Origin of the sequence: Variovorax paradoxus EPS, from assembly GCF_000184745.1 — a bacterium.
Taxonomy (GTDB): domain Bacteria; phylum Pseudomonadota; class Gammaproteobacteria; order Burkholderiales; family Burkholderiaceae_C; genus Variovorax; species Variovorax paradoxus_C.
In genome coordinates this window covers 1,116,586-1,142,959 of the sequence record NC_014931.1, presented here as the reverse complement: position 1 = coordinate 1,142,959, position 26,374 = coordinate 1,116,586, and the positions used below count along the sequence as shown (strand labels likewise).

The following is a 26,374-nucleotide window of genomic DNA, read 5'->3' as shown; positions in this document are numbered from 1 at the left end:
AGGGCACAGCACGAAGGCTTCCTGATGAGCACCACCGGCGCCCGCCTCCTCGTGGTCGACGACGACCCCGACATGCTGCGTCTGATCTCGATGCGGCTGGTGTCGGCGGGCTACCAGGTCACGGCCGTGACCTCGGCCGAAACCGCGCTCACCCAGCTCGAGATCGAACATCCGCAACTGGTGTTGAGCGATGTGCGCCTGCCGGGACGCGACGGCCTCGCGCTCTTCGACGAGATTCGCAAGCGCCATCCCTCGCTGCCCGTGATCCTGCTCACCGCGCACGGCACGATTCCCGACGCGGTCGAGGCCACCGCGCGCGGCGTGTTCACCTATCTCACCAAGCCCTACGACGCGCGCGAGCTGCTCGACAAGATCGGCCAGGCGCTGGCGCTCGGCGCCCCCGCCAGCACGCCGGCCAAGAGCGGCGACGAAAGCTGGCGCGCCGAGATCGTGAGTCGCAGCAACCGCATGGCCGAACTGCTGGCCGAGGCGCGCATGGTCGCCAAGTCGGACGCTTCGGTGCTGCTGCGCGGCGACTCGGGCGCCGGCAAGGAACTGCTGGCGCGCGCCATTCACAAGGCCAGCGCGCGCGCCGACAAGCCCTTCGTGGCGGTCAACTGCGGGGCGATTCCCGAAGCGCTGCTCGAGTCGGAACTGTTCGGTCACATGAAGGGCGCCTTCACCGACGCCCACGCGAACCACAAGGGCCTGTTCCAGCAAGCCGACGGCGGCACGCTGCTGCTCGACGAAATCGGGGACATGCCGCCCGCGTTGCAGGTCAAGCTGCTGCGCGTGCTGCAGGAGCGCGCAGTGCGGCCGCTGGGCGCGAGTCAGTCGATCGAGGTCGATGTGCGCATCGTCTCGGCCACCCATCGCGACCTGGACGCCGCGATGGAGGCCGGCCAGTTCCGCGAAGACCTGTATTACCGCCTGAACGTGGTGACGCTCACGCTGCCGCCGCTGTCGGCGCGGCGCGAGGATATTCCGCTCCTGGCCAATCACTTCCTGCAGCGGCTGTCGACCAAATACGGCAAGCGGCTTTCCGGCTTCGCGCCCGAGGCGCTGAAGGCGCTGACCACCGCGGCCTGGCCGGGCAACGTGCGACAGCTGTTCAACGTGGTCGAGCAGGTGTGCGCGCTGTCGAGCTCGCCGCTGATCCCGCTGGCGCTGGTGCAGCGCGCGCTGCGAGTGCCGACGGTCGAGGTCCAGACCTATGCCGAGGCCAAGCAGCGTTTCGAGCGCGATTACCTCGTCGGCCTGCTCAAGCTGACCGACGGCAACGTGGCCGACGCGGCCCGCCTGGCCGACCGCAATCGCACCGAGTTCTACCGCCTGCTGCAGAAGCACGAACTCACGCCGGGACACTTCAAGGCCGACGCTGTCGCTCCCGGGTCAGACCCTGTCGCCGAGTAGCGACGCACCTAAGTCGTTGATTTCAAAGGGCATCTCCCACCGGCCGCCAAGGCTTGTCGGGATTCGGCGACAAAAACAGGGGTTTTGAGGGCCTGCGGCGGGCCTCCCTACCGAAATCCGTACCCAGATCGCTCCAAGTCGTTGATCGGAAAGCGTTTTTCCAGGCTGGCACAGGGTTTGCCCCTGTACTGGCATGACAGCACTTACCAGCCCATCTTTCGCACTGCGCCCGCAGCGCGACGGCCTGCGTCAAAAGCAGTTTTCCCTCTCGCGGCCCCGTGCCGCGGGTCATTCGTCCGCAGCGCTCGCCAGCGCAGGCGGCGCCGAACCCGATTGCGTCATCAAGCGCTTTCCGGCCATTGGCGACACCCCTTCCCTCGACAAGCAACGTTGGTAAATCACATGAAGCCCACTGACTTCTCCCAACTGAACGTGCTGACCGCAGCCGACTTTTCGCACCGCAGCCCGGTCCGCGAAGAGCGCCACCCCAATTCGGTCACCGCACCGCCCGTCAACCGCGGTTCGATGACGCCCCGCCCTTGGCGCGGTTTCTGGAACAGCATCGGCACCGCCTTGCTGGTCAAGCTCGGCGCCGGCCGTGCGGCCGAAGACGAAAGCGCCGAATCGGCCCGCCAGGTCAAGCAGCCGTGGCAACGCGCCGCGGCCCGCCGCCGCAACGCGTTCATGCTGCTCACCGTGCTCAGCACCGTGATCGCCTCGACGCTTTTTGCCGGTGTGCAACCAGACTACAACAACGTCTGGCTCGAATACGGCCAGATCGGCCTGTACGGCCTGCTCTCGGGCTGGGTCGTGACCGGCTTCGTGACCGCCCTCATGGGCTTCTACGTCTCGGTGCGCGGTGACAAGCACGCGCTGTCGGCCAAGCAGGTCGCCAACCACCCGATGAACGCCGAGGCACGCACCGCGATCATCATGCCGATCTGCAACGAAGACGTTGCCACGGTGTTCGCCGGCCTCCGCGCCACCTGCGAATCGGTCGCTTCCACCGGCCATGCCAAGCAGTTCGACGTGTTCGTGCTGTCCGACAGCTACAACCCCGAGACCGCCGCCGCCGAGCGCGCCGCCTGGGAAGACCTGCGCGCCGCGCTGGCCGACAGCCCGAACCAGCCGCAGGTCGAGGTGTATTACCGCCTGCGCACCCGCCGCACGCACCGCAAGGCCGGCAACGTGGCCGACTTCTGCCGCCGCTGGGGCAAGGACTACCGCTACATGGTCGTGCTCGACGCCGACTCCGTGATGAGCGGCGACTGCCTGACCTCGATGGTCAAGCTGATGGAAGCCAACCCCACCGCCGGCATCATCCAGACCGCGACGCAGGCCATCGGCCACGTCACGCTGCACGCCCGCGCACAGCAATTCGCTTCCCGCGTGACGGGCCGCCTGTTCACGCTGGGCATGCAGTTCTGGCAACTGGGCGAATCGCACTACTGGGGCCACAACGCGATCATCCGCGTCGAGCCCTTCATGAAGCATTGCGCGCTGGCCTCGATCAAGGGCACCGGCGGCATGTCAGGCGGCATCATGTCGCACGACTTCGTCGAAGCTGCGCTGATGCGCCGTGCCGGCTACAACGTGTGGCTGGTGTCCGACCTGGTCGGCAGCTACGAGCAGCAACCGCCGGACCTCCTGGCCGAACTGCAGCGCGATCGCCGCTGGTGCCAGGGCAACCTGCAGAACGCCCGCCTGATGGCCGAGCCCGGCATCCACCCGGTGCACCGCGCGATGTTCGTGACCGGCACCATGGCTTATGTGTCCGCACCCCTGTGGCTCGCGTTCCTGACGCTGGGCACGGCCCTGTGGCTCAGCGGTTCCAGCCTCGTGTCGAGCTGGAGCGTGCTGCCCGCCGAACTGGCTGGCCTCTGGATCTGGACCCTGTGCCTGTTGTTCCTGCCGCGCGTGCTGGGCATCGCCGCCGTGCTGATGCGCGGCGAGCAACGCCAATACGGCGGCACCTGGGGCCTCGTGAAGAGCTCGGTGATGGAAAGCGCCCTGGCCATCGTGCAGGCACCGGTCCGCATGCTGGCGCACTCGCTGTTCGTGCTGGTCGCCCTCACCGGCATCAAGCTCGACTGGAAGTCGCCCCCGCGTGAAGCCAACGCCGTGCCCTGGAAGATCGCTGCCACGCAACTGGCCCCGATGACCCTGGTGATCGCCATGCTGGCCGTCGGCGTCGCCATGATCGACCCGAGCGCGCTGATCTGGCTCATGCCCGTCGGCCTGCCGCTGCTGCTGGCGATTCCGCTGACCGTGCTGACCAGCCAGATCGCGCTGGGCACCACGCTGCGCGACCGCGGCTTCCTGCTGATTCCCGAGGAATCGCGCTCGCCGGCCGTGCTGCGCCGTGCGTGGATGCATGCGTTGCGGCTGGCACGCCCTGCGGCTCTGGCTGCAGCGTGAAGCGCTGAAGACACAGCACTTCTCAAAGCCGGCCTCAGGGTCGGCTTTTTTCATGGTGCGAGCAGATGCGCATCAAGACATTGGATTTGCTCCGGGGCGCACGCGACGACCCACGAAAGTCAGACCTGAAAACGACGAAGCCCGCCGGGAAATTCCCCGGCGGGCTTCTGTTTTTTGTCTATCTATATGTCCGAGGCTCAGAACGGCAGCTTCGGCCCGCCGGCCCCCCCCATCCCGCCCATGCCCTTCATGCCGCCCATCTTCTTCATCATCTTCATGAGGCCGCCGCCCTTCATCTTCTTCATCATTCCCTGCATCTGCTCGAACTCGTTGAGCAGCCGGTTCACTTCCTGAACCTGCACGCCCGCGCCGGCCGCGATGCGGCGCTTGCGCGTGGCCTTGAGCAGTTCGGGCTTGCGGCGCTCCAGCGGGGTCATGCTCTGGATGATTCCTTCCTTGCGGCGGATGTCGCGCTCGGCGCGCGTCATGTCGGCCTCGGTCGCCTTGGCGGCCATCTGCGTGGGCAGCTTGTCCATGAGGCTGGAGAGCCCGCCCATCTGCTTCATCTGCTGCAGCTGGCCGAGGAAGTCGTTCAGGTCGAAGCCCGCGCCGCTCTTGACCTTGGCCGCTAGCTTCTGCGCCGCCGCCACGTCGACGCCGGCCGTGACCTGCTCGACCAGCGCGACGATGTCGCCCATGCCCAGGATGCGGCCCGCATGGCGCTCGGCGTCGAACACCTCCAGGCCGTCGATCTTCTCGCTCGTGCCGGCGAACTTGATCGGCACGCCCGTGACCTGGCGCACCGACAGCGCCGCACCGCCGCGCGAATCGCCGTCGGTCTTGGTCAGGATGATGCCGGTGAGGGGTAGCGCCTCCTTGAAGGCCTTGGCGGTGTTGATCGCATCCTGGCCCTGCATGGCGTCGACCACGAACAAGGTTTCGACCGGATCGAGCGCTGCGTGCAGCTGCTTGATTTCGGTCATCAGCACTTCGTCGATCGCGAGGCGGCCCGCCGTGTCGACCAGCAGCACGTCGAAGTAGTGGCGCTTGGCGTGGTCGAGCGCGGCGCGCGCGATGTCGAGAGGCTTCTGGTCCGGCGTGCTCGGGAACCATTCGGCGCCGGCCTGTTTGGTGACGGTCTTGAGCTGCTCGATGGCGGCCGGGCGGTACACGTCGCCCGAAACCGTGAGCACCTTCTTCTTGCGCTTCTCGATCAGGTGCTTGGCGAGCTTGGCGGTGGTGGTGGTCTTGCCGGCGCCCTGCAGGCCGGCCATGAGGATCACCGCGGGCGGCTGGGCCGCGAGGTTGATGTCCGACACGCCCTCGCCCATGGTCGCCGCGAGCTCGCGGTTCACGATGCCGACCAGCGCCTGGCCCGGCTTGAGCGAGCCCAGCACTTCCTGGCCGAGCGCCTTTTCCTTCACGCGGGCGACGAAGTCGCGCACCACGGGCAGCGCCACGTCGGCCTCCAGCAGTGCCATGCGCACCTCGCGCAGCATGTCCTGCACGTTGCTTTCGGTGATGCGGGCCTGGCCGCTCATCGTCTTGACGAGGCGGGAGAACTTTTCTGTAAGGGCGGTGGCCATGAGCGGGGATGCCTTGCTGCCCGCTGCGGCGGGCCGGATGGAAAGTCTGAAAGACGAGGGGAGAACTTGAAGTCGGGCGCGGGGAACGCAAGGTCCAGCCGGTACACTCCGGCCGATGATTTTAGCGATCCCCTCCCCACTCGGCGTGGCGCTGGGCATCGCCACCGCGGCAGCCTACGGATTTGCCGCTGCCGCAGGTGCCCGGCTCAGCCGTCAAACCACCCAATGGGCCCTCGGAATTGCGTGGCTTCTGCATGCAGCCGTGCTGGCGCATGGACTGGTCGGCAGCGAGCCGCGCTTCGGCTTTGCCCCCGCGCTCTCGGTCACGGCCTGGCTGGTGCTCACCGTCTATGCGATCGAAAGCCGCCTGTATCCCCAATTGAAGGTGCGCCGCGCGCTGGCCTGGCTGGGTGCGGCGGCGGTGCTGCTGGCCATCCTGTTTCCAGGTACGCCGCTGCACGTCACCGCTTCGCCGTGGCTTCCTCTGCACCTCGCACTGGGCATCGCGTCCTATGGCCTCTTCGGCGCAGCCGTGGTCCATGCGTGGCTGATCACGCGCGCCGAAAAGCAGATTCGCCTGACGACCGGCGCGCCCCCCGAAGGCGGCCTGCCGCTGCTCACGCTGGAACGCCTCACCTTCCGCTTCGTGACCGCGGGCTTCGTGCTGCTGTCGGCCACGCTGCTGGCCGGCCTGCTGTTCACCGAGCAGTTGTACGGCGCCGCGGGCCGCGCCTGGAAGTGGGACCACAAGACGACCTTCTCGGTGCTCGCCTGGGTCACGTTCGCGGTTCTTCTGATCGGCCGTGCGCGCTTCGGCTGGCGCGGCCGCACGGCCCGCCGCGTGCTGTACGCCGGCTCCGCCCTGTTGCTGCTGGCCTATGTGGGTTCCCGCTTCGTGCTCGAAGTGGTGCTGGCGCGTCCTCCCGTATGAAATACCTCCTCGTCCTCGCCGTGCTCTGGATCGCCATCTGGCTCTGGCGCAAGAACCGGCGCGAAGAAATGCGCGATGCCCAGCGCGAGCGCATGGCCAAGGCGCAGCAACGCCCGGCCGCGCCGACCGCCGTCGGCGCGCCGCAGGCGATGGTGCGCTGCGCCCATTGCGGCCTGCACCTGCCCGCGAGCGATGCCATCGCCGGCCCCGACGATGCGGTCTATTGCAGCACCGCCCACCGCCAGGCCGCGGTCGCGGCGCGCGGCTGAACACGCCCCCTGCTCCATGAGCACCCCTCTCTGGTCGCGCGGCGATCCGGTCACGGATTGGGACGTGCTCGAGCCGGGCGGCAGCGAAAGCACGGCGCTGCTGCGGCTCTGGCGCGGCTTCATGGCCGCGCGCTGCTTTGTCGCGCTGGTGCTGGTGGTGCTGCAGGGCGTGGCCTTCGCGCTCGGGCAGACGATGCAGGCGGTGGCCATCGCGATCTGCGCGGCCTACCTCGTCGTCACCTGGCTGGAGCTGCGCTATGCGCACTTCGAACCGCCGATCCGCGGCTTCTCGACACTCTGGCTGCTGACCATCGGCGTCGACCTCGCCACCTTCACCGCAATGCAGGTGCTGCAGAGCGGAAACGTCAACTACACACCGCTGTTCGCGCTGCCTGTTCTCATGAGCGCGGTGCTCGGCACGATGATCGTGAGCCTGGGCACCACGGCCAGCGTCACGCTGCTGCTGCTGGCCGACGCCGGATGGCACTGGCTGCAGCAGCCGGGCGACCCTTCGGCCCGCTTCGTGCAGGCGGCGCTCACCGGCACCGGCCTCTTCGTGGTGGCGCTGCTCGCGCACGAACTGGCACGCCGGCTCGCGCGCGAAGAAGCAGTCGCGCAGCGCAACCGCAGCAGCGCGCAGATGCAGGCGGAGGTCAACGACCTGGTGATCGAGACGCTGGCCGAAGGCGTGCTCGTGATCGATGCCGAAGGCATGGTGCATGCGGCCAATCCGGCCGCCGACGCGATCCTGGGACAAGGCCTCGCGAAGCTGTCGCTGCCGTTCGCGCTGCACGCGCAGCCCGCCTGGCATGCGCTGGCCGCGCTCTCGCGCCAGACCTTCGCACGGCGGGCGCCGCAGTCCGAAGAAATTCCCGTTGCGCAGGCCCGCGGCGCGGCGCGCGAGGTGCGCGTGCGCACCCGCCTCACGCCCACCAGCGACAAGCGCGCCGACAGCCTCTGCGTGATGTTCCTGCAAGACCTGCGCGAACTCGAGGCCCGCATCCGCACCGAGAAGCTGGCCGCGATGGGCCGCATGTCCGCCGCCGTGGCGCACGAAATCCGCAACCCGCTGGCCGCCATCGCGCAAGCCAGCGCACTGCTCAGCGAAGACCTCACCGATCCCGCGCACCGCAAGCTCACCGACATGGTCCAGCACAACGCGCAGCGGCTCGCCCGCATCGTGGACGACGTGCTCGACGTCTCGCGCGCGCGCCAGCAGCGCGTGCTCTCGCTCGGTGAACAGGTCGTGCTCGATCCGGCGGTGCAGGTGCTGGCCGAGGAGTGGGTGCGCCAGACGCAGCGCAAGGGTGTGCTTGTCGCGCTCGACGCGCCCGGCATCGATGTGCGCTTCGACGCCGAGCACCTGCGCCGCCTGCTGGTGAACCTGCTGGACAACGCATCGCGCTATGCGGGCAAGGGCGAGGGCGCGATCCAGGTCATCACCACGCTGCAGCGCGCGGGTACCAACCGACCGGCCCTGCAGGTGTGGAGCGACGGTGCGCCGCTGGAGCCGGCGGTGCAGCGCCATCTGTTCGAGCCCTTCTTCTCGTCCGAAAGCCGCTCCAGCGGCCTCGGCCTTTTTCTCTGCCGCGAGCTGTGCCGGCGTCATGGCGCCACCATCGGCTACGAGCGGCGGGCGCTGGTGGCGGGCGGCCCCGAGGGCAACGAATTCTTCGTCAGCTTTGCCGCCAGCGAGAACCGGCTGACACAATAGCGCCGTGAGCACCCCCCTCCCTTCCGCCCCGCGTCCCGCGCAGATCCTTGTCATCGACGACGAGCCCGACCTGCGCACGCTGTATGAGCTGACGCTGCTGCGCGAAGGCTATCGCGTCGAGGCCGCGGGCAGCGTGTCCGAAGCCTGGCAGCACCTGGAGGCCGCGCGCTTCGATGCCGTGATCACCGACATGCGCCTGCCCGACGGACAGGGCATGGAGATCATCCACCGCATCCAGAAGAACCAGCGCAGCGAGCGCTGCGTGGTGATGACGGCCTACGGCTCGGCGGAAAACGCGGTCGAGGCGCTCAAGGCGGGTGCGTTCGACTACCTCACGAAGCCTGTCGACCTGAAGCAGTTCCGTGCCGTGGTCGCGTCCGCGGTGCAGGCCACGCGGGCCCCGGTCGTGCAGGTCATCAAGGCGGAGAAAGCCGCGGCTGCAAGCATCACCAGCGAACGCGCCGAGGCCGCACCGGTCACCGGCAGCAGCGGCATCGCGGCGCTCGATCGTCTGGTGGGCGAATCGGACCCGATGCGTCTCGTCAAGTCGCGCATCGCCAAGGTGGCGCGCGGCATGGCGCCGGTGCTGGTGCGCGGCGAATCGGGCACCGGCAAGGAACTGGTGGCGCGGGCCGTGCATGCATGCAGCCAACGCAATGACGGGCCGTTCGTCGCGGTCAACTGCGGCGCGATTCCCGAGAACCTGCTCGAAGCCGAATTCTTCGGCGCGAAGAAAGGCTCGTACACCGGCTCCTCGCAAGACCGCGACGGCTACTTCCAGGCGGCGCGCAGCGGCACGCTGTTCCTCGACGAAATCGGCGACCTGCCGCTGGCGATGCAATCGAAGCTCTTGCGCGCGATCCAGGAGCGCAGCGTGCGCTCGATCGGCTCGACGCAGGAAGAAGCGGTCGACGTGCGCATCGTGAGCGCCACCCACAAAGACCTGCACGCCGAGGTGCAGGCCGGCCGCTTCCGGCAAGACCTTTTCTACCGCCTCAACGTGATCGAGATCGCGGTGCCCGCGCTCCGCGACCGCCGAGAAGACCTGCCAGCGCTGTGCGCCGCGCTGCTCGCGCGCATCGCGCAGGACGGCGGCTTGCCGGTGCCGCACCTGTCGACCGAACTGCTGCGCCGCCTCGCGCTGCATCCGCTCGACGGCAACGTGCGGGAGCTCGAGAACCTGCTGCACCGCGCAGTCGCGCTCAACGATGGCGACGAACTGCACCTGGACCTGATGGGCGGCAATGTCGCCACGACGATGGCCGCCGCCGACGTGGCCTCGATGACGCCCGCGCAACTTGCGCCGGGCAACGATGCGCCGCCACCGGCCGTGATTGCGCCGGCACCGGTGGCGGAATTCAAGCCGACTCCGCCGCCGCTGCCCTCCGACCTGCAGGCCTACCTCGACCAGCAGGAGCGCGAGATCCTCGTGCGCGCGCTGCACGAGAGCGGCTTCAACCGCACCGCGGCCGCCGCGCGCCTGGGCATGAGCCTGCGCCAGATTCGCTACCGCATCGCGCGGCTGGGCATCACCACGCCCAATGGCGACGATGGCGCCAGCAGCAGCCATGCCGACGACTGAAGCAGCCTCTTCGCACAACACGCCGCCCGCCGACGACGGGCTCTGGCGGGCCGGCTGGTACCGCTTCGCGAAAGCCCTGCCCTCGCCGAACTTCGGTCCCCGCCCCGTCGGCGCACAGACCGATCTGATCGTGTTGCACTCGATCAGCCTTCCGCCCGGCGAATATGGCGGCGATGCGGTGCAGCAGCTCTTCACCAATCGCCTCGACTGGGACGCGCATCCTTACTTCCAGTCGATCCGCGGCATCGAGGTGTCCTCGCATTTCTATGTGCGCCGCAACGGCGAGCTCTGGCAGTTCGTGAGCTGCGACGACCGCGCTTGGCATGCGGGCGTCTCGTCGTGGCGCGGCCGCGGCAATTGCAACGACGACTCCATCGGCATCGAGCTCGAAGGGCTCGAAGGCCAGACCTTCGAAGCCGCGCAATACGAGACGCTGGCGAGCCTCTGCCCCGCGATCGCGCAGCACTACGCCATCGCGCACATCGCGGGTCACGAGCACATCGCACCGGGCCGAAAACAGGACCCCGGCGCGGGCTTCGATTGGTATTTGCTGCACGCGCAACTGGGCTGGAAATCACAGATGTTTCCCCCACCTGTGTTGAAGCGCTAATTTTTTCAATCGCGTGACGCCCTGCGATGCCCTGCCCTCGGGCCGCGTCGATTTCAGAAATGCAGATGCGCAGTGCAGCAACCATGCGCCCTGCAAGCCCAAATCGGCTTGCAAGCCACGCCCCATGCGGGTTGCGCAACCATAGTCCAGTATTCACGCGGCATTGCCGGCCACGGCATACATCCAGAGAGATATCCGCCCTAGGTGAATCACTCACAAAACACTACCTGTAGTGGCTTGTAGACCCCTGACACCCTAGATATAGTGTCCTCCGTCCGGTCAACAACGCCGGCGCGGCGCCCAGCCAAGGCGTCGCCACCCAACAAGAATTGCCAACCGAGAGGAAGCGAATGCAAACAGCCCTGAACACCCCATCGACCCCGCGTGCCGTTCCCTCCACGCCTGTCCAACAACAGCGGGACACCGCCGGCTCCCCCACCGGCCAGAACCTCGCGCACTACCAGATCATTCGCCGCAATGGCGCGGTCGTTCCCTTCGAGCCGAACAAGATCGCCATCGCGATGATGAAGGCCTTCCTGGCCGTGCACGGCACCCAGGGCGCGGCTTCGGCCAGCGTGCGCGAGACGGTCGACGTGCTCACGCAAGGCGTGATCCGCGCCATGGTGCGTTCGCGTCCGGGCGGCGGCACCTTCCACATCGAAGACGTGCAGGACCAGGTCGAGCTCGGCCTGATGCGCGGCGGCCACCACGAAATCGCGCGCGCCTACGTGCTCTACCGCGAACGCCGCACGCAGGAGCGTTCCAAGCAGGTCGAGCAGGAAGCGCCGGCCACGCCGACGCTGCATGTGCTGGACAACGGCGAACGCGTCGCGCTCGATCTGAACCAGCTCAAGGGCCTGATCGAATCGGCCTGCGAGAACCTGGGCGACAGCATCACCGCCGCGCCCATCGTCGCCGAGACGATGCGCAACCTCTACGACGGCGTGCCGCTCGACGAGGTCTACAAGGCGTCGATCCTGGCGGCCCGTACGCTGATCGAGAAAGATCCCGACTACACCTTCGCCACCGCGCGCCTCCTGCTGCACACGATCTTCAAGGAGATCATCGGCCGCGAAGTGATGCCGGTCGACCGCGCCACGGCCTACGCCGACTACTTCCCGCAGTTCATCAAGAAGGGCGTGGAGAACGACCTGCTCGACGAGAAGCTGCTGCAGTACGACCTGCCCCGCCTGGGCGCGGCGCTGAAGGCCGAGCGCGACAACCAGTTCGACTACCTCGGCCTGCAGACGCTGTACGACCGCTACTTCCTGCACGTGCGCAAGACCCGCATCGAACTGCCGCAAGCCTTCTTCATGCGCGTGGCCATGGGCCTGTCGCTCGGCGAAATCGACCGTGAAGCGCGCGCCATCGAGTTCTACGAAGTGCTGTCGTCGTTCGACTTCATGTCGAGCACGCCCACCCTCTTCAACGCCGGCACGCTGCGCTCGCAGCTCTCCAGCTGCTACCTGACCACCGTGCCCGACGACCTGGACGGCATCTACGAGTCGATCAAGGAAAACGCGCTGCTCTCGAAGTTCGCGGGCGGCCTGGGCAACGACTGGACCCGCGTGCGTGCACTCGGCTCGCACATCAAGGGCACCAACGGCGAATCGCAAGGCGTGGTGCCGTTCCTGAAAGTGGTCAACGACACGGCCGTGGCCGTGAACCAGGGCGGCAAGCGCAAGGGCGCGGTCTGCACGTACCTGGAAACCTGGCACCTGGACATCGAGGAGTTCCTGGAACTGCGCAAGAACACCGGCGACGACCGCCGCCGCACGCACGACATGAACACCGCCAACTGGATCCCCGACCTCTTCATGCGCCGCGTGATGGAAAAGGGCACCTGGACGCTGTTCTCGCCCTCCAACGTGCCTGACCTGCACGACCTGTTCGGCGCCGACTTCGAAAAGGCCTATGTGGCCTACGAAGAGAAGGCCGCCCGCGGCGAGATCAAGCCCGCGCGCACCATCCAGGCTTCGGACCTGTGGCGCAAGATGCTCACGATGCTGTTCGAGACCGGCCATCCCTGGATCACGTTCAAGGACGCCTGCAACGTGCGCTCGCCGCAGCAGCACGCCGGCGTCGTGCACTCGTCGAACCTCTGCACCGAGATCACGCTGAACACCAGCGACACCGAAACCGCTGTCTGCAACCTGGGTTCGGTGAACCTGCTGCAGCATCTGAAGGACGGCAAGGTCGACCAGGAAAAGTTGAAGCGCACGATCTCGACTGCGATGCGCATGCTCGACAACGTGATCGACATCAACTACTACGCCGTGAAGAAGGCGCGCGACTCGAACCTGCGCCACCGTCCGGTGGGCCTGGGCCTCATGGGCTTCCAGGACGCGCTGTACGAACTGCGCATTCCCTACGCCTCGCAGGAAGCCGTGCAGTTCGCCGACGAGTCGATGGAAGCCATCTGCTACCACGCCTACTGGGCATCGACCGAGCTGGCCAAGGAACGCGGCAAGTACTCGAGCTACAAGGGCTCGCTGTGGGACAAGGGCATTCTTCCGATCGACACGCTCGACCTGCTCGAGCAGGCACGCGGCGGCTACGTCGAAGTGGACCGCTCGGCCACGCTCGACTGGGATGCGCTGCGCGCCAAGATCAAGGCCGACGGCATGCGCAATTCGAACTGCGTGGCCATCGCACCGACCGCGACCATCTCGAACATCATCGGCGTGGACGCCTCGATCGAACCTTGCTTCGGCAACCTCTCGGTCAAGTCGAACCTGTCGGGCGAATTCACCGTGATCAACCACTACCTGGTGCGCGACCTGAAGCGCCTGGGCCTGTGGGACGACGTGATGGTGATGGACCTGAAGCACTTCGATGGTTCGCTGCGTCCCATCGACCGCGTGCCGCAAGACGTGAAGGCGCTCTACGCCACCGCGTTCGAAGTGGAAACCACGTGGCTCGTCGAAGCCGCCTCGCGTCGCCAGAAGTGGATCGACCAGGCGCAGTCGCTCAACATCTACATGGCCGGCGCATCGGGCAAGAAGCTCGACGACACCTACAAGCTCGCATGGCTGCGCGGCCTGAAGACGACCTATTACCTCCGCACGCAGAGCGCGACGCACGCAGAAAAGTCGACGGTGCAATCGGGCCGTCTCAACGCGGTGTCGTCGGGCAACGATGCACCCTCGGGCATGAGCGCACTCGAAGCCGCCGCTGCTGCAGCGAAGGCACAGATGAGCGCGATGCCTGCCACCGACATCGCGTTCTGCGGTGTGGACGATCCGACCTGTGAAGCGTGCCAGTGACACGCCGATGCTCGCGACAGTGAGTCAGTGAGGTGCATGCGAAAAATCGCGCGACGTTCAAGCAATGAAGCCATTGACTGACATCGCGCGATGCATGCGAGCAACATAACAACCACATAAATGGAGCGCGATGTGAACGAGCACTTTGCAACTCACATCGTTACTCCGATAATTTGAGCATTGGATTTTTCTATGTTGACCTGGGACGAAGAAGTCAAGCCCTCCTTACCAAAGGATATGCAACAAGGATTGCAGCACCACAACGCATCGACCAGCGGCTTGCCCGCAGGCCGTTCGGTGGACGCTCCGACTTCGTCGATTGCACAACCCGCGCTGCGCACGCTCGATGACGGCGCCGCAGTCCGTCCGGTTGTCGCCGCAGCAGCAACGCCTGCCGCCACCCCGACCACCCAGCGCGTCAAGGCTTCCGACAAGCGCATCATCAACGGCCAGACCGACGTCAACCAGCTGGTGCCGTTCAAGTACAAGTGGGCTTGGGAAAAATACCTCGCCACCTGCGCCAACCATTGGATGCCGCAGGAAGTGAACATGACGCGCGACATCGCGCTCTGGAAAGACCCGAACGGCCTGACCGAAGACGAGCGCCGTATCGTCAAGCGCAACCTCGGCTTCTTCGTGACCGCCGATTCGCTGGCCGCCAACAACATCGTGCTGGGCACCTACCGCCACATCACGGCCCCCGAATGCCGCCAGTTCCTGCTGCGCCAGGCTTTTGAAGAAGCGATCCACACGCACGCGTACCAGTACATCGTCGAGTCGCTCGGACTGGACGAGAGCGAGATCTTCAACGCCTACAACGAAGTGCAGTCGATCCGCGAGAAGGACCAGTTCCTGCTCCCGTTCATCGACGCCATCAGCGATCCGCACTTCAAGACCGGCACGCACGAGACCGACCAGACGCTGCTCAAGTCGCTCATCGTGTTCGCCTGCCTGATGGAAGGTCTCTTCTTCTACGTCGGCTTCACGCAGATCCTTGCGCTCGGCCGCCAGAACAAGATGACCGGCGCCGCCGAGCAATACCAGTACATCCTGCGCGACGAGTCGATGCACTGCAATTTCGGCATCGACCTGATCAACCAGCTCAAGCTCGAGAACCCCGGCCTCTGGACCCCAGAGTTCAAGGCCGAGATCAAGGACCTCTTCATGAGGGCCGTCGAGCTCGAATACAAATACGCCGAAGACACCATGCCGCGCGGCGTGCTCGGCATGAACGCCTCCATGTTCAAGGGCTACCTGCGGTACATCGCCAACCGGCGTGCACAGCAGATCGGCCTCGAAACGCTCTTCCCGAACGAAGAAAATCCGTTCCCCTGGATGAGCGAAATGATTGACCTGAAGAAAGAGCGCAACTTTTTCGAAACCCGCGTGATCGAGTACCAGTCGGGTGGTGCGCTCTCCTGGGATTGAATCTTTCCGATAAGAATTAATGAATTCAAGAATTGCCCTTGCCACCGATCGCGCCGAAGAGCGCGGCATGGACGAGGGCTCAGGTGTTCATGGTGCTGGGGCTCAGATTCCAACGCCATGAATCGCTTCACGCTCCCAACGTGCGTGGAGTGCTTCAATAGGTTGATTTTTTCAACTTGATCAAGGAGAAATAGAAATGGCAACTGCAAAGAAAGCGCCGGCTAAGAAAGCCGCTGCAAAGAAGGCTCCGGCAAAGAAGGTCGCGGCCGCTAAGAAGGCTCCGGCAAAGAAGGTAGCAGCGAAGAAGGCTCCGGCCAAGAAGGTTGCTGCAAAGAAGGTCGCCGCCAAGAAGGCTCCTGCCAAGAAGGTAGCAGCGAAGAAGGCAGCACCGGCCAAGAAGGCTGCTGCGAAGAAGGCTCCGGCGAAGAAGGCCGCGGCCAAGAAGGCGCCTGCGAAGAAGGCTGCGGCGAAGAAGGCTCCTGCCAAGAAGGCAGCCGCCAAGAAGGCCCCTGCAAAGAAGGCCGCCGCCAAGAAGGCTCCTGCGAAAAAGGCTGCGGCCAAGAAAGCCGCGAAAAAGCCCGCTGCCAAGCCTGCCGCTGCTGCCAAGAAGCCTGCTGCAAAGAAGGCTGCCAAGGCACCCGCCAAGGCTGCTGTAGCGCCTGCCCCTGCCGCGCAAACGACGCTGAACCCCCAGGCAGCCTGGCCGTTTCCTACGGCCAGCAAGCCCTGAGTTTTCTCAGCGCCCTTGACGGCAAAAAACCCGGCACCTCACGGTGCCGGGTTTTTTTATGGGCGCTCGAAAAAGCGGCTTCTTACAGGCCCAGTGCCTTGCGGTCGACCTGGTAGTTCTGCGGCCCGCGCTGCGCGATCTTGAGCGCGCCGATGCGGTTGCCCAGCGCCGCGCATTGCGCGAGCGGCCATTCCTTTTCCAGACCGAACAGCAGCGCGCCGCGCCATGCGTCGCCGCAACCCGTGGGCTCGATCACGGCAGTAGGCGTCACGCCCGGCACATGTTCGCGCTCGCCATCGATCCAGACTTCGCAGCCCTCGGCCGCCAGCGTGACCACCAGGCCGCGCACGCGCTTGGAGATCTCGGCCAGGCTCCAGCCGGTGCGCTGCGACAGCATCTTGCCTTCGTAGTCATTGACCACGACCCAGCTCGCGAGATCGACGAAGTGCTTGAGCGCATCGCCGTCGAACATCGGCAGGCCCTGGCCCGGATCGAACACGAACGGAATGCCGGCGGCGGCGAATTGCTCGGCGTGTTGCAGCATCGCCTCGCGACCATCGGGCGCGATGATGCCGACCTTGATGTCCTCGCGCGCAGCCACCTTGGTGATGTGCGCCTGCTGCATCGCGCCGGGATGGAACGCGGTGATCTGGTTGTTGTCGACGTCGTTCATGATCATCGCCTGCGCGGTGAAGGTGTCGTCGAGCTGACGCACGAACTCGGTGTCGATGCCCAGCGAACGCATGCGCTCCAGGTAGTCGGCGCCGTCGCTGCCGAGCGTGGCCATTGGCAGTGCCGTGCCGCCCAGCGCATTGAGGCTGTAGGCGATGTTGCCGGCGCAGCCGCCGAAGTCGCGGCGCAGGCCCGGCACGAGGAACGACACGTTCAGGATGTGCAGTTGGTCCGGAAGGATCTGATCGGCGAACCGTCCCTCGAAAGTCATGATGGTGTCGAACGCGAGGGAACCGCAAATCACTGCTGCCATGGGTGGACCGTTTTCGTTGAATGAAGATGGATGAAAGAAGGAGGACGTTTGCTTGCGCGCAGGAGTCATCCAGCTAGGGATAGAACGCTTCCACGCGGTAACCCGCGATGGGAGGCAGCGCGGCCGCTTCGTTCGGTGACAGCGTGAGCGGCAACGAGGCCGCGCGGTCGGCGCGCGCCGCTAGCACCGAGGGCGCGCCGTAGTCCGCAGGCATCAGCACGCGCCGCACGACCGCACGCTCCTGCGTGTCGAGCAGCGACAGCTCGACAGCCGGCATCGCAAGCGGCACGGTGGCCGCGTTGCGCAAGGTGAAGCTCAGCCGGTAGTCATTGCCGCCGCTCTTCTCGCGCGCGAAGGCGGCGCCCTCGATCATGATGTCGCCGATCTGGCGCAGGGCCGAGAGCTCGCAGCCGGTGTACTGGCACAGCGCCGCCAGCACGGGGCGCAGGCCCGGCTGGCGCGCGACGATGCCGTCGCGCTCGTGGCGAACGATCTGCACGATGAGCAGCAGGACAGCGAGCACCGCCAGAACGACCAGCAGTCGCCGCACGCCCGTACGCTGCCAGAAACCGGGCGCATGGGCCTCGTGCTCTTCGTCATCGGAAAAATGGTGGTCCTCTTCGCGCTCGGCGAACATCGGCGGCGGCGATGCGGGACTCTCCAGCTCGCTCGCCTCCCGCACCACCGACGACGGTGACGACGAAGCGGCCTTGGCCGCAGCCCTGGCTTCGCGCGACTTGTGAGCGCTCTCAATCTTGGCCGACTTGATGCGCGCACGCCGCAGCGCCTTCTGCATCTGGACCTGGTCGTGGTCTTCTTCTTTTTCTTCTGTCTCTTCGGCGCCGTCGTCGATGGTGGGCTCGACCAGTCCATGCGTCTTGGCGCGAGGCACTGGCAGCGGGGGCACCGGCGGGGGAGGCGATGGCGGCGGAGGCGCGAGATTCAGGTCGATGTTCGGAAATGGCGGCAGCGAGCTTGCCGGCGGCCGCCACGTGGGTTCGCTGACATCCAGGTCGGACCACGGCTCGTCCGCGATGATGCCGTGCGCAGGCAGCGAGAGCGCCGGGGACTGCGCGGGCGATGCAGGTGGGGGTGGTGGCGGCGGCTCGGGCTGCGGCGCGACCGCCACTTCCACGGGCTCGAAAGCTTCCGGTGCAGGTGGTGGATGCGCCACCTCGGCGCGGGCATGCTCTTCGGGTTCGTCGTCGAAGAAATCCGCGTCTTCGGAAGCCTGGGAAGAAGGCTGCGACGCTGTCGGCGGCGCATCGGCCCGATGCTCGAAGGAAGGCTCGACCAGCGAGGGCGAATAAGCGGCAGCCGGGGACGGTGCGGGGGGCGCTCCGGCCGACGGCCCATCGGATGATTCGTGCAGGTCGAGCGTCGCATCGAACACATGGCTGCAGCGGCCGCAGCGCACCCAACCATCCGAGATGCGAAGCTGGTCGCGCACCACCTTGAAGGTGGTGGTGCAGGCGGGGCAACGCGTGACGAGGCTCATGACCGGGCGATTGTAGGGTTGGGCCCCCGCCACGCGAACGGTACGCGGCAGTGCGAAATCCCGGCCCCGCTGCTCAGCAGCGTGCCGTCATGAGGATCCAGCCGTCCTCGCTGTCGCTGACCTCGAGGGCCGCATACGGCGCATAGGCCTCTTTCAGCTCGTCGGCCTGGCGCTCGAGGATGCCGGCCATCACCAGCGATCCGCCCGCGGCCACATGGCTGCGCAGCAGCGGCGCGAGCAGCTTGAGCGGCGTCGCCAGGATGTTGGCGAGCACCGTGTCGTAGGCGCCCTTGGCCGCGTCCGGCAGGCCGACGTTCAGGCTGACGCCGTTGGCTTCGGCATTGAGCCGGCTCGAGGAGACCGCGGCTTCGTCGATGTCGACGGCATCGATGTCGCGCGCGCCGAACTTCGCCGCGCCGATCGCCAGGATGCCGGAGCCGCAGCCGTAGTCGAGAACGCGCTGCTTGCCGAAGGCGCCCTCGCCCTGCCTGGCAATCCAGCGCAGGCACATGCGCGTGGTGGGATGCGTGCCGGTGCCGAAGGCCAGGCCCGGGTCCAAGCGGATCACCTGCTTCGCCTGTTCGGGCGGCTCGTGCCAGGTCGGCACGATCCAGAACTCGGGCGTGATTTCGACCGGCGCGAACTGCGATTGCGTGAGCCGCACCCAGTCCTGCTCGGGCACATTCGCCACGCCGAGCACCGAACAGCCCTCGAAGAAATCCTGCAGCGCGAGCAGCGATGCGGCCTCGTTCGCAAGCGCCTCGTCGGGGAACAACGCGATCACGCGCGAGCGTTGCCAGCCCTCCTTGGGCGGCGGCATGCCGGGTTCGCCGAACAGCGCCTGCTCGGCATCGGTCTGCGCGTCGGCGTCCTCGACGGACACGCTCAAAGCATCGAGTGCATCGAGCGCGTCGCTAAGCATTTCGACCCGGTCTTCCGGTGCCATCAGGCGAAGTTCGAACATGGCGTCGTCTCGTGGATCAGCGCTTGTGCGCTGCCAGCCACTCTTCCAGGTAGTGGATGTTCGTGCCGCCGCTCATGAACTTGGCGTCGACCATCAGCTCGCGGTGCAGCGGGATGTTGGTCTGGATGCCTTCGATCACGGTTTCGTTCAGCGCCGTGCGCATGCGGGCCATGGCCTGCTCGCGCGTGTCGCCGTACACGATGATCTTGCCGATCATCGAGTCGTAGTTCGGGGGCACGAAGTAGTTGGTGTAAGCGTGCGAATCGACGCGCACACCAGGGCCGCCCGGCGGGTGCCACATGGTGATGCGGCCCGGCGACGGCGTGAACTTCCACGCGTCTTCGGCGTTGATGCGCACCTCGATGGCGTGGCCGCGCATCTCGATCTGGCGCTGGGTGAACGGCAGCTTCTCGCCGGCGGCCACCATGATCTGCGTCTTCACGATGTCGATACCGGTGGTGAACTCGGTCACCGGATGCTCCACCTGCACGCGCGTGTTCATCTCGATGAAATAGAACTCGCCGTTCTCATAAAGGAACTCGAAGGTGCCGGCACCGCGATAGCCGATCTTCTTGCAGGCCGCGGCGCAACGCTCGCCGATCTTCTCGATCAGCTTGCGCGGAATGCCGGGAGCCGGCGATTCCTCGATCACCTTCTGGTGACGGCGCTGCATGGAGCAGTCGCGCTCGCCCAGGTAGACGGCATTCTTGTGCTTGTCGGCGAGGATCTGGATCTCGATGTGGCGCGGGTTCTGGAGAAACTTCTCCATGTACACGGCCGGATTGCTGAAGGCCGCGCCGGCCTCCGCCTTGGTCATCTGGATCGCGTTGACCAGCGCCGCTTCGGTATGCACCACGCGCATGCCGCGGCCACCGCCGCCGCCCGCCGCCTTGATGATGACCGGGTAGCCGATCGCGCGGGCAATGCGCTTGTTGGTGGCGGCGTCGTCCGAGAGCTCGCCCTCGGAGCCGGGCACGCAAGGCACGCCGGCCTTGATCATGGCCTGCTTGGCCGACACCTTGTCGCCCATCGTGCGGATGTTGTCGGGCGTCGGGCCGATGAACTGGAAGCCGCTTTGCTCCACGCGTTCGGCGAAGTTGGCGTTCTCGCTCAGGAAACCGTAGCCGGGGTGGATGGCTTCCGCGTCGGTCACTTCGGCCGCCGAGATGATCGCCGGCATGTTGAGATAGCTCAGCGCCGACGGGGCCGGGCCGATGCACACGGCTTCCTGCGCCAGCTTGACGTACTTGGCGTCGCGATCGGCTTCGGAATAGACCATCACGGCCTTGATGCCCATCTCGCTGCAGGCGCGCTGAATCCGGAGGGCAATCTCCCCCCGGTTTGCAACCAGGATCTTCTTGAACATGGTCACTCGATGATGAACAGCGGCTGGCCGTATTCGACCGCCTGCCCGTTTTCGCCGAGGATCTGGGTGATCGTGCCGGACTTGTCCGCTTCGATTTCGTTGAGGATCTTCATCGCTTCGATGATGCAGATCGTGTCGCCCTCGTTCACCTTGCTGCCGATTTCGACGAAAGCGGCGGCGCCCGGGCTGGACGAACGGTAGAACGTACCCACCATCGGCGACTTGACGGCGTGGCCGGCCGGTGCGGCTTCGGCTGCGGGGGCGCTTGCAGCGGCGGGGGCGGCAGGCGCACCTGCCACCGGAGCGGCGGCAGGGGGCGCTGCCAAGGTTTGCACATACTGCACCGGCGCGGCGCCGCCGCCCTTGACGATGCGAACCTTGCCTTCGGTTTCGGTGATTTCCAGTTCGGAAATATTCGATTCGGACACCAGATCAATCAGTGTCTTGAGTTTGCGCAGATCCATGGGACTCCAGTGCCGGCTTTGCCGGTCATTCGGATATAACTGGGCTGAAAATCGGCGATTTTCAGCGTTTGGTGGCTAACGCCAGCTTGGGCGGCCGATTCTAACCATGAACAAGTTCACGCCGCCATGTGTCCAGATCGGCGGTTTCGAGCTTGCCCATTTTACGAGCTGCAACAGAGCCGTTACCGCTCAACACCAGCGTGAACGGCAACCCGCCACCGGTGTTGCCCAGGTTCTTGACCAATTCGGTGCCCTGCAACCCCGCCAGGCCGGTGGGATAGGTGACCGGCGTGCGCTGGAGGAACTTGCGTACCGCGCTGGGTTGATCGATGGCTAATCCCACCACTTGCCACCCTTTGGCGCCATGTTCGCGGAAGAACGCGTCGATCATCGGCATTTCCTCGACACAGGGAGGGCACCAGGTGGCCCAGAAGTTGAGCAGCAGCGGCTTGCCGCGCAGGCTCGACAGAACGAGTTCACCGCCCTCAGGCCGCTCGAATTTCTGGGCCCAGAAGGTCGCGTCCAGTTGCTCGCCACCCGCCGCATTGTTGCCGGCGCTGCGTTCCCGCCACCAGGCGCCACCCACCCCGGCAGCGGCGGCCACCGCCGCCACGCCGCCATAGAGCATGCCGCGTCGTGTCGGCGAAGAAGTCATTCACTTGTCCTTTTCTCTTTCAATCAATCGGCGCAAGGCGGGCAGATCGCCGCGCGGCGTGCGGCCCTGGGCGTCGGGCTTGAGGGCGCCGCGCAGGTCGTCGAGGTCATAGACCAGCAAGTGCACCCCGATCTCTTCGTTGAGCAACCGGCTTGGCGCGTGCACGCTCAGGGCCTCGACCTGCTCGCCGTGAAAGCCGGTGACCATGCGCGGTTCGTAATCCACATGATGGTCGATGAGGGCGATCTCGGCCGATTTGGAATCATCGCAGAACATCTGTATGTAAATGTCCGACAGCCTGGTGGCCGTGCCGTGCCACACGGCGCCGCCGATATGCGGGCGGAAAGCCGCCATGCGCTCCATCCATTCCAGCGCCAGGAGACGCAGCGCATGCAGCTCCTGCGGCTGGGTGTCGGCGCAGAAAAGCGCGATGTAGTCCCGCACCTCGGCCTCGACTTCGTCGTTGTTCGGCAGCGAAGTGCGTGCCGACAGGCCCAGGTCGCGCACCGCCCGCCTTTTGGCAGGGCCATATTCCAGCCCTTCCTCGACGACAAGGCGGGCTGCGGTGGCGGCGATTTCACGCTTGGACGTGTCCATCGGGGCATTTTGCCCGCAGTAGGCGTCACGCACACGAAATCAACATGAAGCTCGGGGCGAAGGCCCGGCTTGGAGGCCGAGCCCCGCATTCCGTCTCCCTAGAATCGCTCGATGCACATTCATATTCTGGGTATCTGCGGCACGTTCATGGGTGGCGTGGCCGCCCTGGCGCGCGAAGCGGGCCACCGGGTCACGGGCTGCGATGCCGGCGTGTACCCGCCGATGAGCGACCAGCTGCGCTCCCTGGGCATCGACCTGATCGAGGGCTTCGGCGCCGACCAACTCTCGCTCGCGCCCGACATGTTCGTGGTCGGCAACGTGGTGTCGAGAGCGCGTCTGCCTGATGGCAGCCCCAAGTTCCCACTGATGGAAGCCATCCTCGATGCCGGCAAGCCCTACACGAGCGGCCCGCAATGGCTGGCCGAGCACGTGCTGCTCGGGCGCCACGTGCTGGCGGTGGCCGGCACGCACGGCAAGACGACCACCACGTCGATGCTGGCCTGGGTGCTCGAGCAGGGCGGCAAGGCGCCCGGCTTCCTGGTCGGCGGCGTGCCGCTGGACTTCGGCGTATCCGCCCGGCTGGGCGACGGCGCCGCCTTCGTCATCGAGGCCGACGAGTACGACACCGCCTTCTTCGACAAGCGCAGCAAGTTCGTGCACTACCGGCCGCGCACCGCCGTGCTCAACAATCTCGAGTTCGACCACGCGGACATCTTCGACGACCTCGCAGCCATCGAACGCCAGTTCCATCACCTCGTGCGCACCGTGCCCGGCACCGGACGGCTGGTGGTGAATGCCACCGAGGAGAGCCTGCAGCGCGTGCTGGCCCAGGGATGCTGGAGCGGACTTGCGCGATTCGGTGCCGGTGGCGAGTGGCAGGCAAGCGGTTCGCACGATGCCTTCGACGTGCTCCGGCAAGGGAAAAAAGTCGGCCGGGTCGATTGGGAGCTCTCGGGCCTGCACAACCAGATGAATGCGATGGCCGCCATCGCGGCCGCCGATCACGTCGGCGTTGCGCCGGCCGATGCGGCGCGCGCGCTCGGCAGCTTTCGCAACGTGCGCCGACGCATGGAGCTGCGCGGCACGGTGGACTCGATCACGGTCTATGACGACTTCGCCCATCACCCCACCGCCATTCGCACCACGCTCGACGGCCTGCGCAAGAAGCTCGACGACGCCGGCAAGCAAAGTGAGCGCATCCTCGCCGCGCTCGAGCCCCGCAGCAACACGATGAAGCTGGGCGTCATGGCCGCGCAGTTGCCCTGGAGCCTGGAGTCGGCCGATCTTTCGTTCTGCCACACGGCCGGACTCGACTGGGATGCCGCAGCCGCCTTGGCGCCGATGGGCGACCGCGCGCAGGTCGCCGGGGCCATCGAGCCCTTGGTGGCACAGATCACCGCCGCCGCGCGTCCAGGCGATCACATCGTCTGCATGAGCAACGGCGGCTTCGGCGGCGTGCACGACAAACTGCTTGCAGCCCTCCGCGCCGCGACGGCATCATGAGCGCCATGCGCGCCCGGGAACTGATCGACAGCCTGAAGCTGCAGCCCCACCCCGAGGGCGGCTGGTACAGCGAGGTGTTCCGCTCGTCGGCCAGTGTCACTCCTGCCGACGGCCGCGCGTCCCGCAGCGCGCTCACCAGCATCTACTTCCTGCTCGAAGCGGGCCAGCATTCGCGCTGGCACCGGGTGCTGTCCGACGAAGTCTGGGTGCACCTCGAAGGCGTGCCGTTGGCGCTCTGGACCTGCGATGCCGCGATGCGTACGGCGCCAGCCCATGTGCGCCTGGGGCCGGTCGATGCGCACGGCACGCGCCCCCAGCATGTGGTGCCGGCCGGCCAGTGGCAGGCGGCCCGCCCGATCCAGGGCCATTCGTCAGGCGACTACACGCTGGTCGCCTGCATGGTCGGGCCGGGTTTCGACTTTGCCGATTTTTCGATGGTGCCGCCCGACAGCGACGAGGCGGCGTCGATGCGGCACCACTGGCCCGAACTGGCCGGAATGCTCTGACCCTTTTCAGCCGCGGCGGGCCTTGACGGCCTGCGACAGCGTCTCGAGCACCTGCGTCGAATCGTCCCAGCCGATGCAGGCGTCGGTGATGCTCTTGCCATATTCGAGGCCCGAGAGCTTGTCCTTGCCCGGCGTGAACTTCTGAGCACCGGCCTGCAGGTGGCTCTCGACCATCACGCCGAACACGCGGTTGGAGCCGTTGGCGATCTGGCCCGCGATGTCCTTGGCCACGTCGATCTGCTTCTGGTGCTGCTTGGAGCTGTTCGCGTGGCTGCAATCGACCATCAGCGTGGGCGGCAGCTTGGCCGCTTCGAGGTCCTTGCAGGCGGCTTCGACGCTGGCGGCGTCGTAGTTCGGCGCCTTGCCGCCGCGCAGGATTACGTGGCAGTCGCGGTTGCCGTTGGTCTGCACGATCGCGACCTGGCCATTCTTGTGCACCGAGAGAAAGTGATGGCCGCGGGCCGCGGCCTGAATGGCGTCGGTCGCGATGCGGATGTTGCCGTCGGTGCCGTTCTTGAAGCCGATGGGGGCCGAAAGACCCGAGGCCAATTCGCGATGCACCTGGCTTTCGGTGGTGCGCGCGCCGATGGCGCCCCAGGAGATCAGGTCACCGATGTACTGCGGCGAGATCACGTCGAGGAACTCGCTGCCCGCCGGCAGGCCGATGCGGTTGATGTCGATCAGGAGCTGGCGCGCAATGCGCAGGCCTTCGTCGATACGGAAGCTCTCGTCCAGGTACGGGTCGTTGATCAGGCCCTTCCAGCCGACGGTGGTGCGCGGCTTCTCGAAGTACACGCGCATCACGATCTCGAGGGTGCCGGCGTATTTTTCGCGCTCGACCTTCAGGCGCCTGGCGTAGTCGATGGCGGCGGCCGGGTCGTGGATCGAACAGGGCCCCATGATCACCAGCAGCCGGTCGTCCTTGCCATCCATGATGTTGTGGATGTTGCGGCGGGTGCCCTCGATCAGCGTTTCGACCGACGTGCCGCGGATCGGGAAAAAGCGGATCAGATGTTCAGGAGGGGGCAGCACGTTGATGTCCTTGATGCGTTCGTCGTCGGTCTTGCTGGTTTTTTCGACGCTCGCATACCAGCTGTCGCTGGCGGGGGCAGTGTTCGTGCTCATGGTGCTTTTCCTTGTTGGAGTGAAATCGTCAGGGCATAAAAAAACCGCCGGGGCTTGAGGCGCCGGCGGTTTTGGGAGGGTGTTCGTTTGCTTTACGCGCTCGCCTCTCGTCCGCCGGAAACCGGGAACCAAAAGAAGGCAAAGAAATAAGCGCGGAGGGCGGACATAGGGGCGGAATGTAGCACGGAAAATAAAGACCCGGTCAAGCAGCCGGGCCCAGGGGGGGGTTTACCGATAGCCCGATTCATTGGCGTTGTGAATGATCCAGATCAGGTTGCCGCCGGTGTATTCACCCATGCCGCCGCCCGCGAAGATCAGCCGTCCCTGGCCCTTGTAGGTCATCTCGAAACGATGGCGATCGCTGCCGAAATAGAAGGGAATGAAGGCCTTGCCCGTCACGTAGGCGCCCTGGTCGGTCGGCGGGCCGGCGAGGTCGGTGACCTGCTTGGCGCTCATGCCGATCTGCAGGCGGGTGAACTTGCTGTTGCGCGCCGGGTTGCCGGTGATCTCACCTTCATAGCCGTTCAAGCCCTTGACGGTGCGGCCGCTGCCGGCCTCGACCTTGGAGGAATCGGTCACGTTGCCGCGAGCGTCCATGCCGGCCTTGGAACCGCTGGGCGCCGCGGGCGCTGCAGCAGCGGGTGCCGGTGCGGCGGCGGGCTGGCTGCCCGAACCGCCTCGCGAAGCGCAACCAGCGGTGGCCAGCGCCACCACGGCGGTCACGGCCCACAGCACGGCGGGCGAATTGATCCTGTTCCCCATTG

The 26,374-nt window shown here is 66.1% G+C and carries 23 protein-coding genes; 13 read left to right on the top strand and 10 right to left on the bottom strand.

Features of this window, described 5'->3' with window-relative positions:
• Nucleotides 1-24: 24 nt before the first annotated feature.
• The 3 genes from VARPA_RS05090 (at nt 25) to mdoH (ending at nt 3,831) form a co-directional block, all read left to right on the top strand.
• Nucleotides 25-1,413, top strand: coding sequence for a sigma 54-interacting transcriptional regulator (locus VARPA_RS05090; RefSeq protein WP_013539484.1), 1,389 nt, complete (start codon nt 25-27; stop codon nt 1,411-1,413).
• 193 nt (nt 1,414-1,606) lie between these two features.
• Nucleotides 1,607-1,810 (top strand): hypothetical protein, encoded by a 204-nt coding sequence (locus tag VARPA_RS30440; protein ID WP_080559354.1) that lies wholly within the window; start codon nt 1,607-1,609, stop codon nt 1,808-1,810.
• 5 nt (nt 1,811-1,815) lie between these two features.
• Nucleotides 1,816-3,831, top strand: a complete 2,016-nt coding sequence (gene mdoH / locus VARPA_RS05085) for a glucans biosynthesis glucosyltransferase MdoH (protein ID WP_013539483.1) — start codon at nt 1,816-1,818, stop codon at nt 3,829-3,831.
• A gap of 197 nt (nt 3,832-4,028) precedes the next feature.
• On the opposite strand, the gene ffh is transcribed toward mdoH, so the two are convergent.
• Entirely contained in the window at nt 4,029-5,417 is a 1,389-nt protein-coding gene (ffh, locus tag VARPA_RS05080; protein WP_013539482.1) for a signal recognition particle protein, read from the bottom strand.
• A 115-nt stretch (nt 5,418-5,532) separates the two neighbouring features.
• Between ffh and VARPA_RS05075 the strand changes: the two genes are divergently transcribed.
• The 8 genes from VARPA_RS05075 (at nt 5,533) to VARPA_RS05040 (ending at nt 15,947) form a co-directional block, all read left to right on the top strand.
• Nucleotides 5,533-6,348 (top strand): cytochrome C assembly family protein, encoded by an 816-nt coding sequence (locus VARPA_RS05075; RefSeq protein WP_013539481.1) that lies wholly within the window; start codon nt 5,533-5,535, stop codon nt 6,346-6,348.
• Nucleotides 6,345-6,617, top strand: a complete 273-nt coding sequence (locus VARPA_RS05070) for a PP0621 family protein (protein ID WP_013539480.1) — start codon at nt 6,345-6,347, stop codon at nt 6,615-6,617. Before VARPA_RS05075 ends, VARPA_RS05070 begins: the two co-directional genes overlap by 4 nt.
• Nucleotides 6,618-7,017: 400 nt before the next feature.
• Nucleotides 7,018-8,331 carry a two-component system sensor histidine kinase NtrB gene (locus VARPA_RS05065; RefSeq protein ID WP_416367507.1) on the top strand — a complete coding sequence of 438 codons (1,314 nt, stop codon included), beginning with the start codon at nt 7,018-7,020 and terminating at the stop codon, nt 8,329-8,331.
• Between the two features lie 4 nt (nt 8,332-8,335).
• Nucleotides 8,336-9,913 carry a sigma-54-dependent transcriptional regulator gene (locus VARPA_RS05060; RefSeq protein WP_013539478.1) on the top strand — a complete coding sequence of 526 codons (1,578 nt, stop codon included), beginning with the start codon at nt 8,336-8,338 and terminating at the stop codon, nt 9,911-9,913.
• Nucleotides 9,900-10,523 (top strand): 1,6-anhydro-N-acetylmuramyl-L-alanine amidase AmpD, encoded by a 624-nt coding sequence (gene ampD / locus VARPA_RS05055; protein WP_013539477.1) that lies wholly within the window; start codon nt 9,900-9,902, stop codon nt 10,521-10,523. Before VARPA_RS05060 ends, ampD begins: the two co-directional genes overlap by 14 nt.
• Before the next feature lie 350 nt (nt 10,524-10,873).
• Nucleotides 10,874-13,789, top strand: a complete 2,916-nt coding sequence (locus VARPA_RS05050) for a ribonucleoside-diphosphate reductase subunit alpha (protein WP_013539476.1) — start codon at nt 10,874-10,876, stop codon at nt 13,787-13,789.
• Between the two features lie 192 nt (nt 13,790-13,981).
• Nucleotides 13,982-15,217, top strand: coding sequence for a ribonucleotide-diphosphate reductase subunit beta (locus tag VARPA_RS05045; RefSeq protein WP_013539475.1), 1,236 nt, complete (start codon nt 13,982-13,984; stop codon nt 15,215-15,217).
• A gap of 196 nt (nt 15,218-15,413) precedes the next feature.
• Nucleotides 15,414-15,947 (top strand): histone H1-like DNA-binding protein, encoded by a 534-nt coding sequence (locus VARPA_RS05040; protein WP_013539474.1) that lies wholly within the window; start codon nt 15,414-15,416, stop codon nt 15,945-15,947.
• Between the two features lie 82 nt (nt 15,948-16,029).
• On the opposite strand, the gene VARPA_RS05035 is transcribed toward VARPA_RS05040, so the two are convergent.
• The 7 genes from VARPA_RS05035 to VARPA_RS05005 all read right to left on the bottom strand — a co-directional run bounded on the left by VARPA_RS05035 (nt 16,030) and on the right by VARPA_RS05005 (nt 22,476).
• Nucleotides 16,030-16,932: a carbohydrate kinase family protein gene (locus VARPA_RS05035; RefSeq protein WP_013539473.1), complete on the bottom strand. Its 903-nt coding sequence runs from the start codon at nt 16,930-16,932 to the stop codon at nt 16,030-16,032.
• Between the two features lie 73 nt (nt 16,933-17,005).
• On the bottom strand, nt 17,006-18,430 hold the full coding sequence (locus VARPA_RS31820) for a zinc-ribbon and DUF3426 domain-containing protein (protein ID WP_013539472.1): 1,425 nt from the start codon (nt 18,428-18,430) through the stop codon (nt 17,006-17,008).
• A gap of 73 nt (nt 18,431-18,503) precedes the next feature.
• Nucleotides 18,504-19,394, bottom strand: coding sequence for a 50S ribosomal protein L11 methyltransferase (gene prmA, locus VARPA_RS05025; RefSeq protein WP_013539471.1), 891 nt, complete (start codon nt 19,392-19,394; stop codon nt 18,504-18,506).
• Between the two features lie 16 nt (nt 19,395-19,410).
• Nucleotides 19,411-20,760, bottom strand: a complete 1,350-nt coding sequence (gene accC, locus VARPA_RS05020; protein WP_013539470.1) for an acetyl-CoA carboxylase biotin carboxylase subunit — start codon at nt 20,758-20,760, stop codon at nt 19,411-19,413.
• Between the two features lie 2 nt (nt 20,761-20,762).
• On the bottom strand, nt 20,763-21,224 hold the full coding sequence (gene accB, locus VARPA_RS05015) for an acetyl-CoA carboxylase biotin carboxyl carrier protein (protein ID WP_013539469.1): 462 nt from the start codon (nt 21,222-21,224) through the stop codon (nt 20,763-20,765).
• 100 nt (nt 21,225-21,324) lie between these two features.
• A complete protein-coding gene (locus VARPA_RS05010) occupies nt 21,325-21,879 on the bottom strand; it encodes a TlpA family protein disulfide reductase (RefSeq protein WP_013539468.1) in 555 nt (184 codons plus the stop codon).
• A complete protein-coding gene (locus VARPA_RS05005; RefSeq protein WP_013539467.1) occupies nt 21,880-22,476 on the bottom strand; it encodes a hypothetical protein in 597 nt (198 codons plus the stop codon).
• A gap of 111 nt (nt 22,477-22,587) precedes the next feature.
• On the opposite strand from VARPA_RS05005, the gene mpl reads away from it, so the two are divergent.
• Nucleotides 22,588-23,979: a UDP-N-acetylmuramate:L-alanyl-gamma-D-glutamyl-meso-diaminopimelate ligase gene (gene mpl, locus VARPA_RS05000; protein WP_013539466.1), complete on the top strand. Its 1,392-nt coding sequence runs from the start codon at nt 22,588-22,590 to the stop codon at nt 23,977-23,979.
• Nucleotides 23,976-24,485: a cupin domain-containing protein gene (locus VARPA_RS04995; RefSeq protein ID WP_013539465.1), complete on the top strand. Its 510-nt coding sequence runs from the start codon at nt 23,976-23,978 to the stop codon at nt 24,483-24,485. Before mpl ends, VARPA_RS04995 begins: the two co-directional genes overlap by 4 nt.
• Before the next feature lie 6 nt (nt 24,486-24,491).
• On the opposite strand, the gene VARPA_RS04990 is transcribed toward VARPA_RS04995, so the two are convergent.
• Both VARPA_RS04990 and VARPA_RS04985 read right to left on the bottom strand, forming a co-directional pair.
• Nucleotides 24,492-25,610 (bottom strand): 3-deoxy-7-phosphoheptulonate synthase, encoded by a 1,119-nt coding sequence (locus VARPA_RS04990; RefSeq protein WP_013539464.1) that lies wholly within the window; start codon nt 25,608-25,610, stop codon nt 24,492-24,494.
• 228 nt (nt 25,611-25,838) lie between these two features.
• A complete protein-coding gene (locus VARPA_RS04985) occupies nt 25,839-26,372 on the bottom strand; it encodes a hypothetical protein (RefSeq protein ID WP_013539463.1) in 534 nt (177 codons plus the stop codon).
• Between the last annotated feature and the right edge of the window lie 2 nt (nt 26,373-26,374).

What these genes read in the sequence shown, in the direction of transcription:
- accC (WP_013539470.1), bottom strand. Translation starts at nt 20,760, where the DNA reads ATGTTCAAGAAGATCCTGGTTGCAAACCGGGGGGAGATTGCCCTCCGG.
- ampD (WP_013539477.1), top strand. Translation starts at nt 9,900, where the DNA reads ATGCCGACGACTGAAGCAGCCTCTTCGCACAACACGCCGCCCGCCGAC.
- VARPA_RS05075 (WP_013539481.1), top strand. Translation starts at nt 5,533, where the DNA reads ATGATTTTAGCGATCCCCTCCCCACTCGGCGTGGCGCTGGGCATCGCC.
- VARPA_RS05040 (WP_013539474.1), top strand. Translation starts at nt 15,414, where the DNA reads ATGGCAACTGCAAAGAAAGCGCCGGCTAAGAAAGCCGCTGCAAAGAAG.
- VARPA_RS31820 (WP_013539472.1), bottom strand. Translation starts at nt 18,430, where the DNA reads ATGAGCCTCGTCACGCGTTGCCCCGCCTGCACCACCACCTTCAAGGTG.
- VARPA_RS05010 (WP_013539468.1), bottom strand. Translation starts at nt 21,879, where the DNA reads ATGACTTCTTCGCCGACACGACGCGGCATGCTCTATGGCGGCGTGGCG.
- VARPA_RS04995 (WP_013539465.1), top strand. Translation starts at nt 23,976, where the DNA reads ATGAGCGCCATGCGCGCCCGGGAACTGATCGACAGCCTGAAGCTGCAG.
- mpl (WP_013539466.1), top strand. Translation starts at nt 22,588, where the DNA reads ATGCACATTCATATTCTGGGTATCTGCGGCACGTTCATGGGTGGCGTG.
- VARPA_RS05045 (WP_013539475.1), top strand. Translation starts at nt 13,982, where the DNA reads ATGTTGACCTGGGACGAAGAAGTCAAGCCCTCCTTACCAAAGGATATG.
- mdoH (WP_013539483.1), top strand. Translation starts at nt 1,816, where the DNA reads ATGAAGCCCACTGACTTCTCCCAACTGAACGTGCTGACCGCAGCCGAC.
- accB (WP_013539469.1), bottom strand. Translation starts at nt 21,224, where the DNA reads ATGGATCTGCGCAAACTCAAGACACTGATTGATCTGGTGTCCGAATCG.
- VARPA_RS05050 (WP_013539476.1), top strand. Translation starts at nt 10,874, where the DNA reads ATGCAAACAGCCCTGAACACCCCATCGACCCCGCGTGCCGTTCCCTCC.
- VARPA_RS05090 (WP_013539484.1), top strand. Translation starts at nt 25, where the DNA reads ATGAGCACCACCGGCGCCCGCCTCCTCGTGGTCGACGACGACCCCGAC.
- prmA (WP_013539471.1), bottom strand. Translation starts at nt 19,394, where the DNA reads ATGTTCGAACTTCGCCTGATGGCACCGGAAGACCGGGTCGAAATGCTT.
- VARPA_RS05005 (WP_013539467.1), bottom strand. Translation starts at nt 22,476, where the DNA reads ATGGACACGTCCAAGCGTGAAATCGCCGCCACCGCAGCCCGCCTTGTC.
- VARPA_RS05065 (WP_416367507.1), top strand. Translation starts at nt 7,018, where the DNA reads ATGAGCGCGGTGCTCGGCACGATGATCGTGAGCCTGGGCACCACGGCC.
- ffh (WP_013539482.1), bottom strand. Translation starts at nt 5,417, where the DNA reads ATGGCCACCGCCCTTACAGAAAAGTTCTCCCGCCTCGTCAAGACGATG.
- VARPA_RS30440 (WP_080559354.1), top strand. Translation starts at nt 1,607, where the DNA reads ATGACAGCACTTACCAGCCCATCTTTCGCACTGCGCCCGCAGCGCGAC.
- VARPA_RS05070 (WP_013539480.1), top strand. Translation starts at nt 6,345, where the DNA reads ATGAAATACCTCCTCGTCCTCGCCGTGCTCTGGATCGCCATCTGGCTC.
- VARPA_RS04990 (WP_013539464.1), bottom strand. Translation starts at nt 25,610, where the DNA reads ATGAGCACGAACACTGCCCCCGCCAGCGACAGCTGGTATGCGAGCGTC.
- VARPA_RS05035 (WP_013539473.1), bottom strand. Translation starts at nt 16,932, where the DNA reads ATGGCAGCAGTGATTTGCGGTTCCCTCGCGTTCGACACCATCATGACT.
- VARPA_RS04985 (WP_013539463.1), bottom strand. Translation starts at nt 26,372, where the DNA reads ATGGGGAACAGGATCAATTCGCCCGCCGTGCTGTGGGCCGTGACCGCC.